This is a genomic window from Sphingobium sp. TKS (assembly GCF_001563265.1).
Taxonomy (GTDB): domain Bacteria; phylum Pseudomonadota; class Alphaproteobacteria; order Sphingomonadales; family Sphingomonadaceae; genus Sphingobium.
In genome coordinates this window covers 45,150-58,706 of sequence record NZ_CP005086.1, presented here as the reverse complement: position 1 = coordinate 58,706, position 13,557 = coordinate 45,150, and the positions used below count along the sequence as shown (strand labels likewise).

Annotated in this window: 6 protein-coding genes; 3 read left to right on the top strand and 3 right to left on the bottom strand. The window is 63.2% G+C overall.

What is annotated here, in order from left to right; all coding sequences use genetic code 11:
• Positions 1-97 precede the first annotated feature (97 nt).
• The 3 genes from K426_RS27770 to K426_RS27760 all read right to left on the bottom strand — a co-directional run bounded on the left by K426_RS27770 (position 98) and on the right by K426_RS27760 (position 2,392).
• Entirely contained in the window at positions 98-1,045 is a 948-nt protein-coding gene (locus K426_RS27770) for a nucleotidyl transferase AbiEii/AbiGii toxin family protein (protein ID WP_066564454.1), read from the bottom strand.
• Positions 1,008-1,553, bottom strand: coding sequence for a hypothetical protein (locus tag K426_RS27765; RefSeq protein ID WP_237230225.1), 546 nt, complete (start codon positions 1,551-1,553; stop codon positions 1,008-1,010). The genes K426_RS27770 and K426_RS27765 overlap by 38 nt, the downstream gene beginning before the upstream one ends.
• A gap of 224 nt (positions 1,554-1,777) precedes the next feature.
• Entirely contained in the window at positions 1,778-2,392 is a 615-nt protein-coding gene (locus K426_RS27760) for a recombinase family protein (protein ID WP_066553497.1), read from the bottom strand.
• A 124-nt stretch (positions 2,393-2,516) separates the two neighbouring features.
• Between K426_RS27760 and K426_RS27755 the strand changes: the two genes are divergently transcribed.
• Genes K426_RS27755 through pgl form a run of 3 tightly spaced genes read left to right on the top strand, consistent with a single transcriptional unit; the run spans position 2,517 to position 13,520 of the window.
• Positions 2,517-5,408: a Tn3 family transposase gene (locus K426_RS27755; RefSeq protein WP_066553494.1), complete on the top strand. Its 2,892-nt coding sequence runs from the start codon at positions 2,517-2,519 to the stop codon at positions 5,406-5,408.
• A 31-nt stretch (positions 5,409-5,439) separates the two neighbouring features.
• Positions 5,440-12,798, top strand: coding sequence for a GH36-type glycosyl hydrolase domain-containing protein (locus K426_RS27750; protein WP_082749234.1), 7,359 nt, complete (start codon positions 5,440-5,442; stop codon positions 12,796-12,798).
• Complete coding sequence (pgl, locus tag K426_RS27745) at positions 12,795-13,520, top strand: 6-phosphogluconolactonase (protein WP_066564444.1); 726 nt, start codon at positions 12,795-12,797, stop codon at positions 13,518-13,520. The genes K426_RS27750 and pgl overlap by 4 nt, the downstream gene beginning before the upstream one ends.
• Positions 13,521-13,557: the final 37 nt, after the last annotated feature.

Sequence of the window (13,557 nt, the reverse complement as noted above, 5' to 3'; positions counted from 1 at the left end):
GGACAAGCACGTCATAATTCACCCGTCATGGTGGCAGTCCACCACGATCTTCGCCAACGATCTCTTATCTCTGGCCGTTGAGAAACCCTTGCAGGCCTCAATCTGCCAATAGCTCGCACAGACGGACCACCGCTGCTACCGCAGCGTCAAATCCAGGAACATCGGCATCGCCGGCAAAAGCCATGCCGCCCACAAACCGCGCATATTCCTGCGCATATTCAGGATCAGCAGCGAGTTTTTCGCGCATCGCCGCGAGCCGCTGCTTAGGTGTCAGATCCGCAACGCCCCCGCCACCCCTGTCGCTGTCATCCTCCAAGACGGACTTCAGCAGCGCCGGAAACTGACGATCCCCAGTTGCCAGCGGCTCCAATGCCGCCAAGTCATGTAAATGGCGGACAATGGTGGGATCGTCGTCCGCATGGGCGCGGTCGCGCAGCAGCATCCGCCACGAGAAGGCGCTCAGCTTGTCGGCCGCCGTCTCGACCGGATCGATACAGGCAATGTTCGGTACCTCCGGCGCAGACCGAGCATATTGTCCAGCGAACGACGCCACCGCCTTGTGCTGGACAGTTAGCCGGGGAGGCTTAGCCGAAATCTGAGTCAGAATATGCGGCCGCAGGGAGCCATGTGGTTCCAGGTTGGTCGGATAGGTCATCGCAAGCTCGATAAAGCGATGCTCATCGCGCGAGATGCAGGAGGTGACCTCGAAACCCATCTCCTTCCACGCATCCACCATGGCATCCCGGAAAGACTTTAGCGCCTGTCTGCGCTGGTTTCGGCTGCGCGCAAGGAAGCTGTCTGACAGCAGTAGTTTGAAATCGATGTCCTCGGAGAAACGACGAATGAGCCCATGAGCCTTGAGCAGCGACGTGCCGCCTGAGAAGACGGGAGTGAAATCCTCCGTCGCCAAGCCTGACAGCCCCTCTATAGCCTGGACAACGAACCAGTCCTTTTCCACAAAGGCTTCATCGACAGCGAGCGCACCTGCGACGCGGCCCAGCAGGGCATCATCGGGTGCGTTCGAGAACGACATAATTTCCGTCATACCCTATCTTGCGCCGAACCCGATCCTCGATCGCCACTGTCCGGCCCGTTGGCACCTGCGTCGAACGGCCACGATTATAGGCGTCTTCAAACGAGGAAGGCACCACCTTCTTACCAAGACGCCCAAGCGCCTCGGTCGCGAGCTTCTTGATACCAACGATCGGAACCGGCTTACCGGTAAAGGGCGAAACCTCGGCCTTGGCATAAAGACCGTAACCGATCTGGACGAGCTGTCCGTCCCTGGCTTTTTGCCGCAATGCCCGGCCGATCGCATCATAGCTTCCCAGCGGCGCGAAATCACTGCGCAGGAAAACATTCCGCTTGGAACGGCGAACCTTCCTGCCGATGGCATCGGCGATCGTTTCGGTAATCGGAGCGCGCTTGCCTGACTCAGCCTTGCGATATTGACCACGTCCCACCCGCTCGATACGCTTGTCCTTCATCAGCTGGCGAAGCGCGCGGCCGACAGAATCATAATCGGCATCGAGCAGGAGTTCGCTCCTATTCAATGCCCTGCCTCCATCAAGGCGCTCGAGAATCTGATCAGCCAGCGAAGTCATGTGCAAACCAAAATACGACCTTTACGGCATCCTATATAGGCGTTGGCGGTAGAAATCACAAGCGGGCCAGGGCCACGCACTCGCGGCCGCAGCCACCCGGCTGCAGCCTCGGCTCGTGCCAATCACTCTGGCAGGGCGCGATCATGGGGTCATTTGCGGGAGGGGGCGAAATCCTACGCTAAGCCGAGGACGCGCTTTCCATAGTCCCGGAGTTCGCCCTTGGGGCCGACATAGCGGTAGAGAGTGACGCGCTCGATCCCGAGTTCCTTGCAGAGGTCGGAGACGGACGTGTCGCGCTGGGTCATAGCGGCTTGGGCGAGACGCACCTGAGCCTTGGACAAGGCGAACTTGCGGCCTCCCTTTCGGCCGCGCGCGCGAGCAGCGGCCAGGCCAGCCATGGTGCGCTCGCGGATCATATCCCGCTCGAACTCCGCCAGCGTGGCGAAAATGCCGAACACCATGCGGCCCGACGGCGTCGTGGTGTCGATTTGCGCGCCCTTGCCGGTGAGAACCCTCAAGCCAATGCCGCGATCGGACAGGTTCTGCAACGTGTTGACAAGATGGGTGAGCGTTCGGCCGAGCCGATCGAGCTTCCAGACGATCAGGACGTCGCCAGCGCGCAACGATTTGAGGCAGGCGGCGAGACCGGGGCGGTCATCGCGGCTACCGGACGCGCGATCATCATAGATTTTATCCGGCCCGACGCCGGCGGCATGGAGGGCGTCGTGCTGCAGGTCGAGCGACTGCGAGCCATCGGCTTTGGAGACGCGGGCATAGCCGATCAGCATGGATCACAAACGAAGGTTTGAGGTGGCGGGGCGAGCATAGGCATTTGACTACGCCATTGTGTATCTCAACCAGCATCGCAATCAAGCTATCTCAAACATTGAGTCGGAAAGAAAAGGAACATGCATGCCCCGTCGCGTGACCCTGACCGATCGCCAGCGCGACGCGCTACTCCGTTTGCCGGTCGATCAGGGCGAGTTGCTGCGTCATTACACCCTCAGCGATGAGGATCTCGGGCATATCCGGCAGCGTCGTCGCGACCACAACCGTTTCGGCTTCGCACTGCAACTGTGCGTGCTACGCTTTCCCGGTCGGGTGCTGGCACCGGGCGAAGTGATCCCGGCGCCAGTGACAGATTTTATCGCAGCCCAACTCGGGCTGAGTGGCGATGATCTGCTGCCCTATGCCACGCGCGAGGAAACGCGGCACGAGCATCTGGCAGACCTGCGCAGAATCTATGGCTACCGGGCCTTTTCAGGTCGCGGCGCGCGGGATCTGCGTGAATGGATCGCGCGAGAGGCCGAGACGGCAACATCGAACGAGGATCTCGCCCGCCGCTTTGTCGTGGAATGCCGCCGCACCCGCACGATTCTTCCGGCGCCCTCAACGTTCGAGCGGCTGTGCGCCGACGCATTGGTCGATGCCGAGCGCCGCATTGAGGAGCGTATCGCTGGACGGATCTCGCCCGCCCTCGGCGAGCAATTGGCTTGCCTGCTGGAGGATACGGTGGACGGCCGTATTACCCGGTTTGTCTGGCTGCGGCAATTTGAGGTGGGCGCGAACTCCGCCGCTGCCAACCGGCTGATGGATCGACTGGAATATCTCCAGGACGTCGATCTTCCCGCAGACCTCGTGTCCGGTGTGCCGCCGCACAGAGTGGCCCGGTTGCGCCGGCAGGGCGAGCGCTATTATGCAGATGGTATGCGCGACCTGCCCGAAGAAAGGCGGCTAGCGATCCTCGCGGTGTGTGCGCTGGAATGGCGGGCATCGCTGGCCGATGTCGTCGTGGAAACCCATGACCGCATCGTCGGTCGCCTCTATCGAGCGTCCGAGCGCCTTTGCAGCACCAGGATCGCCGACGAAAAGGCGGCCGTGCGGGACACGCTGAAATCCTTTGCCGAAATCGGCGGCGCATTGCTGGGGGCACAGGACGATGGCGCGGCGCTGGACGGGATCATCGCCATGGGGCTTGGCTGGGAGCGGTTCAGAACCCTCGTCGCCACAGCCTCCGCACTGACCAACGTACTTGCGGCCGATCCGCTCAGCCGCGTGCTGGACGGCTATCACCGCTTCCGCCTCTACGCACCCCGGATGCTGCGCCTGCTCAACATGCAGGCGGCGCCGATTGCCACGCCCCTTTTGGCGGCAGTCGCAATCCTGCAACGCGGGATCAAAGCCGCGCCGCCAATCGACTTCCTCCGCCCGAACTCGAAATGGCATCGCCATCTTCGCGCTCAACCCGTCGGCGACCACCGGCTGTGGGAGATCGCGGTGCTGTTCCATATCCGCGATGCCTTTCGGTCCGGCGACATATGGCTGGCGGGGTCGCGTCGCTATGCCGACCTCAAGCAAATACTGGTCCCGGCCCAGTTGATAGAACAGACCGCTCGCCTCACCGTGCCGCTGCGACCGCATGAATGGCTGGCGGAACGCAAGGCCCGACTGGATGAACGGTTGAAGGAACTGGGTCGTGCGGCCCGGGCCGGGGCGATCCCCGGCGGCATCATCGAGAATGGCAGGCTTCATATCGACAAGCTCAAGGCCGACACGCCGGAAGGTGCAGAGGATCTCGTGCTCGATCTATACCGGCAGCTTCCGCCCGCAAGGATTACCGACCTGTTATTGGAAGTCGATGAGCGGACCGGATTTTCCGAAGCCTTCACCCATTTGCGCACCGGCGCGCCCTGCGTGGACCGGATAGGGCTGATGAACGTTCTGCTGGCGGAGGGCGTCAATCTTGGCCTGCGCAAGATGGCGGCTGCGACCAACACGCACAGTTTCTGGGAATTGCTGCGGATCGCACGCTGGCATGTCGAAGGCAGTTCCTATGATCGGGCACTTGCCATAATAGTCGAGGCGCATGGTACGCTTCCCATGGCCGCATTCTGGGGACAGGGGCACTCCGCCTCCAGCGATGGACAATTCTTCCTCGCCACCGAGCAGGGCGAAGCGATGAACATGGTCAACGCCAAATACGGCAATATCCCAGGCCTGAAAGGATACAGCCATGTCTCCGATCAATATGCACCGTTTGCTACCCAGGTCATTCCGGCGACCGTCAGCGAGGCACCCTATATTCTCGATGGGCTGCTCATGAACGACGCAGGCCGCCATGTCCGTCAGCATTTCGCTGACACCGGCGGTTTTACCGATCACGTCTTCGCCGCCTGCTCACTTCTCGGCTACAGGTTCGCGCCGCGCATCCGCGACCTACCGCAAAAAAGGCTCTATGCCTTCACCCCCGGTGCGACGCCAGCCAATGTGCGGGGCCTGGTCGGCGGGAAAATCAAAGAGCCGCTTATCGAGCGGAACTGGCCCGACATCCTTCGCGTCATGGCCACGATCGCCGCCGGCATGGTCGCCCCCAGCCAGATTCTCCGCAAGCTGGCTTCCTACCCTCGCCAGAATGAATTGGCCCTTGCTCTTCGGGAAGTCGGCCGTGTCGAACGGACTCTGTTCATGATCGACTGGATTCTCGACGCCGGCTTGCAGCGCCAAGCCCAGATCGGCCTCAACAAAGGCGAAGCCCATCATGCGCTGAAGCGCGCGATCAGCTTCCATCGGCGCGGCGAAATCCGGGATCGATCGGGAGAAGGTCAGCATTATCGCATCGCCGGCATGAACCTGCTGGCCGCCATCATCATCTTCTGGAATACGATGAAGCTCGGAGAGGTCGTCAGCAGCCGAGCCGCTAATGGCGCCGCCGTCGCGCCCGATCTCCTCGCCCATGTCTCACCACTGGGCTGGGAACACATCAACCTCACCGGCGAATATCGCTGGCCAAAATCCTTAGCGTAGGTTTTCGCCCCCTCCCGCAAACGCCCCCTCCTTGGCGACGCTCGCAAGCCGCGGCTATCGGGCGCTCGGCGTCGGCGGCTATGCCGGGGCGGGCGCGCTCATCGCCTTGCTCTTGCTGGGCTTCCCGGTGATCTTTCACGTCGAGGCCAGCGTCGATTGGATATTGCTCGGATTTCTCGGGCTCTTGGGCGCGGTGCCTGCGATCGATTCCGCTGTCTCGCTCGTAAACCAGGGTTTGACCCACCAGTTCCGCGTCACCCAGATTCCCGGTCTTGAGCTGCGCGGTGAGGTTCCCGTCGAGTTGCGCACCCTCGTGGTCATACCCACCCTGCTGACCAGTTCCGACGCGATCCTCGAGCAGGTCGAGCAACTGGAAAGCCACCATCTTGCCAGCATATGCGGCGACATCCAGTTCGCGCTGCTTTCGGATTGGCGCGATGCGGCAAGCGAGACGGTCGATGGCGACGACACCCTCTTGCAGACAGCCATCGATGCCGTCGCGCGCCTGAACCAGCGGCACCCGCCCTCGCCCAGCGGCGCCAGGTTCCTGTTGCTCCATCGCCGCCGCGTCTGGAACGAAAGCGAAGGCCGGTGGATGGGCTGGGAGCGCAAGCGCGGCAAGCTCCATGAACTGAACCGCCTGCTCCGCGGCGCCAGGGACACGACATTCATCGCCCTCGCCGGGCAGCCGCCAACGGTATCCGAGGGCGTTCGTTATGTGATCACCCTGGACGCGGACACCCGCCTTCCCCCCGACACCGTGCGCCGGCTGATCGGCAAGATGGCGCATCCGCTCAACCACCCCATCGTCGACCCCGTCAAACGCCGCGTCATCGAGGGCTACGCCATCCTTCAGCCTCGCGTCACACCCAGCCTGCCAGTCGGAGCGGAGGGCTCGGCCTATCAACGGGCCTTTTCCAGCCCAAATGGCATCGATCCCTATTCGTCCGCGGTTTCCGACGTGTATCAGGACCTGTTCGGCGAAGGCTCCTATGCCGGCAAGGGCATCTATGCGGTCGATGCTTTCGAGACCGTGCTCGCCGATCGCGTGCCGGACTCGACCCTGCTGAGCCATGATCTGTTCGAGGGCGTATTTGCCCGGACCGGCCTCGCAACCGACGTCGAGGTCGTCGAATCCTACCCGACCCGCTATGACATCGCGTCACTGCGCTACCATCGCTGGGCGCGGGGTGATTGGCAATTATTGCCCTGGATCCTCGGTTGGAGCGTGCTGCTCGGAAAATCGCGGCGCTTGCCCGCCCAGATGCCGGCTAGCGGCCGCTGGAAAATGATCGACAATTTGCGGCGGTCCGTCACGCCCTTGACCTGCGTGCTGGCGCTGTTGGCGGGATGGGCGTTGCCGTTCGATGCGGCCCTCGTCTGGACGCTCTTTTTCCTGGGGACGATTGCGCTACCGAGCCTGGCGCCCGTTTTCGCATCGGCAGGTGCCCGACATCCCGGCATCCCGGCACGCGTGCATTTGGCGAGGGTGTTGCACGATCTTGGCGACGCGCTCTGGCAAATTCTGCTGATCGTGACGCTGCTCGCGCACCAGGCCTGGCTGATGGCCGACGCGGTCATACGAACCCTGACGCGCCTGTTCATCACCCGCCGCAATCTCCTCCAATGGACACCCGCCGCCCAAGCGACGATCGGCCGCGATCCGAGCCTCGGCACCTATTACAGCTGGATGGCGGGCGCCGTTGTGACGGGCGTCGTCGCGATAGCCGGAACCGCGTATTTCGGGGACCGCACCTTCTATCTCGCTGCGCCCTTCGCGATCCTCTGGATCCTTTCGCCCGCAATCGCGCGATGGGTGAGCCGACCGTCCAGCGCCGTGCCGGAACAGATATTGAGCGACACCGACCGCCAGGCCCTACGACTGATTGCACGGCGCACCTGGCGCTATTTCGAGACCTTCGTCACGCCCCGCGACCACATGCTTCCCCCGGACAATTTCCAGGAGACGCCATCGCCGGTGCTCGCGAGGCGCACTTCACCGACCAATATCGGCCTCTACCTCCTGTCGACCGCAAGCGCCCATGATTTCGGCTGGGCAGGCGCTATCGATACAGCTGAGCGGCTCGAGGCGACGATGGCGACGATGGCGAAGCTCGACCGCTATCGCGGCCATTTCTATAATTGGTACGACACCGAAAATCTGCGCGCCCTCGATCCGCAATATGTTTCGTCCGTCGATAGCGGCAATCTTGCGGGCCACCTCATCGCGCTCGCCCGTTCGTGTGAAGATTGGTCCGTCCGCGCACTTGATGATACGGAACGGCTTGCCGGCATCTTCGATGCACTCTTGCTCGTGCGCGAGGAGGTCGAGGCCCTTCGCGACGCACGGCGCACCGAAACCGTCACGTGGCGGCAGCTCGACGATGAAGTCGCGCTCATCTTCGCTCAGCTGGAAACCACACCAGCCGAGGGCACAACGCTGGCCGAGCGGCTCCATCGGCTGGCTGCACCTGCGGAGATTCTCGTCGATCTCGCCAAGGCCTTCGCGGCGGAGCGCGGAGAGGACGCCTCGAACATCAAGTTTTGGGCGCAGGCGGTTTGCCATTCGATCGCCAGTCACCAACGCGACCTGTCGGCCGACGGCGATTTCGCTACCCGCCTGACCGCCATCGGTCGCAGCGCACGGGAAATGGCGTTGGCGATGGAGTTTGATTTCCTCCTCAACCAGGAGCGTCAGCTTCTTTCGATCGGGTTCGTGGTGCGCGACGGCGCGCTCGATGAGAGCTGTTATGACCTCCTCGCCTCGGAAGCCCGTCTGGCAAGCTTCATCGCGATTGCCAAGGGCGACCTACCCGCCCGGCACTGGTTTCGGCTTGGACACAGCGTCACCCCGATCAAGGGCGGTGCTGCATTGCTGTCTTGGTCCGGCTCGATGTTTGAATATCTTATGCCCGCCTTGATCATGCGCGCGCCGAGCCAAAGCATCCTGGGGCGCACCAATCGCGCCGTTATCCGCCGCCAACGAGATTATGCCAAGGCGCTGGCGATGCCGTGGGGCATTTCCGAATCCGCCTATAACGCCCGCGACCTCCATCGCACCTATCAATATTCCAACTTCGGAATACCGGGCCTCGGCCTCAAGCGCGGTCTCGGTGAGGATGCGGTGGTCGCGCCTTACGCCACAGCGCTCGCCGCGCTCGTCGAGCCGGTCTCAGCGGCGCGCAACTTCACCCACCTGGCACAATATGGCGCGCGTGGCCGGTTCGGATTTTTCGAGGCGCTCGACTTCACCACCCGCCGTCTGTCGGAGGGGCAAAATGTCGCGATCGTCCAGGCCTTTATGGCCCATCACCAGGGGATGACCGTCGTCGCACTAGCCGATACGGTGCTTGGCGGGATGATGCGCGAGCGGTTCCATTCCGAACCGATCATGCACGCGGTGGAATTGCTTCTGCATGAGCGCATGCCCCACGAAATCGCCGCGGCGCCGTCCTGGGCAAGCGATGCCAAGCCCGACGCGAAGATCCGCGAATTCGCGACGATCACCGCTTGGCGACACGTCAATCCGCATGCTGCTTCGCCGGCCACGCATCTCCTCTCCAACGGGCGCTACACTGTCATGCTGACGGCGGCCGGGTCGGGCTACAGCCGTTGGCGAGATCAGGCCGTTACCCGCTGGCGCGAGGACGCGACGTGCGATGACTGGGGCGCCTATCTCTATTTGCGCGATGTCGAGAGCAATCAGCTTTGGTCAGCGACCTATCAGCCGACGAGCGTCGAGCCGGATTATTATTCCGTCGAGTTCAACGAGGAACGCGCGACATTCTTGCGCCAGGACGGCGATCTCCATACGGCGCTCGAGGTGGTCGTCTCGACCGAGGACGACGCGGAGGTGCGCCGCCTCACGATTACCAATAATGGACGCCGTCCCAGAGAGATCGAGGTAACCTCCTACGCCGAGATCGCCATCGCACCGCAAGCGGCCGATGTCGCGCATCCGGTGTTCTCGAAACTCTTCATCCAGACCGAGTTTGTCGCCCGCTTCGGAGCCATCCTCGCGACCCGCCGCCGGCGATCAGCGGACGAAACAGAGATCTGGGCGGCGCATCATTCGGTCGCTTCAGGTGACGTTGTCTCGAACGCGGAATTCGATTCCGATCGAACCCGATTTCTGGGACGCGGGCTCGGCGTTCGCACCCCGGCCGCAGCTATGGATGGTCGACTCCTCGCGCGCTCTACCGGTACGATTCTGGACCCCGCATTCGTCCTGCGCCGGCGGGTCCGCTTGGCGCCGGGTGCCGCCGCGCGCATCGACTTCTGGACGGTGGTGGCGGACTCGCGCGAAAAGCTGCTCGACGTTGTCGACAAAACGAACGACATCAGTGCCTTCGAGCGGGCGGTGACGCTGGCTTGGACGCAGGCTCAAATCCAGCTCCATCATCTCGGTATTGAGCGGGATGAGGCGAACGACTTCCAACGTCTCGCTGGCCATCTCATCTATGCTGGTCCATCCCTTCGATCCTCCTCGGAAATCATCACGAGCGGCGCAGGCCCGCAATCAGGCCTTTGGCCACAGGGGATCTCGGGCGATCTGCCGATCATCCTGCTGCGCATCGCGAACATCGAGGACATAAGGCTCGTCCATCAGCTGCTGCAGGCCATGGAATATTGGCGCAGCCGCAGGCTCGAGGTCGACCTCGTCATCCTCAATGAACGTGCCGCCTCCTATGTTCAGGATTTGCAGACGGCGCTTGAGACCACATTGCGCACCAGCCAGGCCCGTCCACCCGCATCGGCAGAAGGGCTGACGGGCCAGGTATTCATCCTGCGTGCCGACCTTGTTTCCGCCGAAACCAGTGCCTTGCTGGCCTCTGTCGCGCGCGTCAGACTAACAGGAGATGGCGGCGGTCTCGCTGAGCAACTCAACCGCATCAAGGCCCCGATCCCTCCCCTACGCACAGATCGCCGGACGGCCGCGCAAACGGCCCCATCGCAACCCGACACCGAGGCCGGGGCGCCGCTCGAATATTTCAATGGAATCGGCGGCTTTGCCGACGACGGCCGCGAATATGTCATCACCCTGGGCCCCGGCCAGTCGACCCCTGCGCCATGGATCAACGTCATCGCCAACCCGAACTTCGGATTCCAGATTTCAGCCGAAGGATGCGGCTTCACCTGGTCGGTCAATAGCCGCGAACACCAACTGACTCCTTGGTCGAACGATCCCGTCACCGACCGTCCCGGCGACGCCATCTATCTGCGCGATGAGGACACAGGTGAGCTCTGGTGTCCGACAGCGCTTCCCATTCGCGACGAAATGGGGGTCTATGTCACCCGCCACGGCTGGGGTTACAGTCGCTTCGAGCATATGGCGCGCGGCATTGCATCGGAAATGACGACGTTCGTGCCCAAGGCCGATCCCATCCGGATCACGCGATTGAAATTGCGCAATCAGAGCGATCGGCGGCGGCGTGTGTCCGTCACCGCCTATGTCGACTGGGTTCTAGGCACATCGCGGGCGGCAGCCGCGCCCTATGTCTGCACCGAAGTCGATCCGGACCTTCAGGCGATCTTCGCGCGCAATCCGTGGAACGCCGCCTTCGCCGGCAGGGTCGCCTTTCTGGACCTTGCCGGCCAGCAGACAAGCTGGACAGGGGACCGCCGCGAGTTCATCGGCCGCAACGGCTGCCTGTCTGATCCGGTCGGGCTAGCCGGATCAGCACGGCTATCGGGCAATGCCGGGGCAGGTCTTGATCCGTGCGGCGCCATGGCAACAACGCTCGAGCTGGCGCCAGGCGCCGAGAGTGAAATCGTCATCCTCCTCGGCGACGCCACCGGGCCGGAGGAAGCCACCGCACTCATCAATCGCTATCGCGAGGCGGATCTCGATGCGGTGTTCACCGAAATTCACGATCAATGGGAAGAGCTGCTCGGAACCGTCAAGGTAAAGACACCCGACCGATCCCTGGACATCATGGCCAATGGCTGGCTCCTTTACCAGACGATCGCCTGCCGCCTATGGGCGCGTTCCGGCTTCTACCAGGCGAGCGGCGCTTATGGTTTCCGCGATCAGCTCCAGGACGGCATGGCGCTGGCCGCCCTGCATCCGTCCTTCACGCGCGAACATCTGTTGCGCGCCGCCGCGCGCCAATTCGCCGAGGGCGACGTCCAACACTGGTGGCTTCCTCATTCAGGCGCAGGCGTCCGCACCCGCATCTCCGACGACAGGCTCTGGCTCGCCTTTTGTGTAGCCCAATATCTCGACGTGGCCGGCGATGCCTCGCTGCTCGACGAGGCCGTTCCCTTTCTGGAGGGGCAGAAGCTGAAGGACGACGAACATGACAGCTTCTTCACGCCCACCGTCTCGGACCGAATAGCGAGCGTATACGAGCATTGCGCGATCGCGCTCGACGCCAGCCTCGCGCGTGGCGCCCACGGTCTTCCCCTTATCGGCGGCGGCGATTGGAACGACGGCATGAATCGGGTGGGCAGCGGGGGTCAGGGTGAAAGCGTATGGCTCGCCTGGTTGTCGCATATGGCGCTCACCGCCTTCGCCGCGATAGCCGAGGCGCGTGGTGAAGCGGCGCGGGCGTCGACATGGCGCGAAGCGGCGAAGGCATTGCAAAAGGCGCTGGAGGACAATGCGTGGGACGGCGGATGGTACCGGCGCGCATGGTTCGATGATGGCACCCCCATCGGGTCGGCGACGAACGACGAATGCCGGATCGATTCGATCGCGCAGTCCTGGGCCGTCATTTCGGGTGCCGCGCAGTCAGAGCGCGCAGCGCGGGCGATGGACGCCGTCGCGCGGGAACTGATCCGCGACGATGATGGTCTTGCCTTGCTGTTCACGCCACCTTTTGATCGAACGCCTCACGATCCCGGCTATATCAAAGGCTATCCACCGGGAATTCGCGAGAATGGTGGCCAATATACCCATGGCGCCGTCTGGTCGATCATCGCGCTTGCGCGGCTCGGCCAAGGCGCGAAGGCAGCCTCTCTCTTTTGGCTGCTCAACCCGATCAACCACGCCCGTAACCGCTCCGATCTGCGCCGCTACAAGGTGGAACCCTATGTCGTCGCGGCCGACGTCTATTCCGCGGCGGATCATGTCGGCCGGGGGGGATGGACCTGGTATACGGGATCAGCCGCCTGGCTGTATCGCGCCGGGGTGGAAGAGATATTGGGGCTGCGCTTGCGCGGAACGGCGCTCCATCTCGATCCGTGCATTCCCGATAGCTGGCCCGGCTTCGAGATTTCGCTGCGGCGCGGATCGACCCGCTTCGAGATCCGTGTCGAAAATCCCTGGGGTGTCGCAAAGGGGATCGCCTCGGCGCTGATTGACGATACCGAGATCGCCGAGCGTCCTTTCGAGATCGATCTCCCCGATGACGGCAAAACGCATCAGATCCTGGTCGTCATGGGATGAACGGCCCGTCCGAACGGTCGGGCGCCGCCCTCGTATGGCAGTCGTTCGAGGATGCGGCAGCAATGGCGGCTCCGGTCGCCGACGTCGTCCAATCGATCCTGAGGTCCGCGATCGCAGCGCGCGGTTCGGCCGTCATTGCTGTACCCGGCGGCCAGACACCCAAGCCGATCTTTCACCAGCTCGCCGTCCGCGACGTCGACTGGCCGCGCGTGACGCTGCTGCCGACCGATGACAGGCTGGTGCCAATCGACGATCCGCTTAGCGGCGCCGGCTTGATCCGTACCTATTTCGGCAGCACCGGCGCGATGCTCCTCACCTTGTTCGACGGCGAAGCCGATCCCCGGTCCGCCGGCGACACGGCCGACCGCAAGCTGCGCAGGCTACGATGGCCGCTGGACCTTGTGTGGCTGGGCATGGGCGAGGACGGACATGTCGCATCGATCCTCCCCGGACCCGATTTCGATGCCGCGCTGAACGCTCCCGCGCGCCGGCTCGCCTATGGCGTGACCCCCGACCCGCTTCCGGCGGCAGCGCCCGTCGCACGGGTCACCTTGACACGCGCCGCGCTTGTGGCGACCCGCTGCCTGCTCCTGACGATCACCGGCGAGACAAAGCGCGCCGTCGCGGAACAAGCGATCAGAGAGGGATCCTCGTCCAATCTCGCCATTGGACGCGTGCTGTCATCGATCCGCGCGCCGGTCGCGATCTACTGGGGCCGGTGAGCGCATTCAGCGCCGTGCCCCGATCGACCGCACGCAC

What these genes read in the sequence shown, in the direction of transcription:
- K426_RS27755 (WP_066553494.1), top strand. Translation starts at nt 2,517, where the DNA reads ATGCCCCGTCGCGTGACCCTGACCGATCGCCAGCGCGACGCGCTACTC.
- K426_RS27770 (WP_066564454.1), bottom strand. Translation starts at nt 1,045, where the DNA reads ATGACGGAAATTATGTCGTTCTCGAACGCACCCGATGATGCCCTGCTG.
- pgl (WP_066564444.1), top strand. Translation starts at nt 12,795, where the DNA reads ATGAACGGCCCGTCCGAACGGTCGGGCGCCGCCCTCGTATGGCAGTCG.
- K426_RS27760 (WP_066553497.1), bottom strand. Translation starts at nt 2,392, where the DNA reads ATGCTGATCGGCTATGCCCGCGTCTCCAAAGCCGATGGCTCGCAGTCG.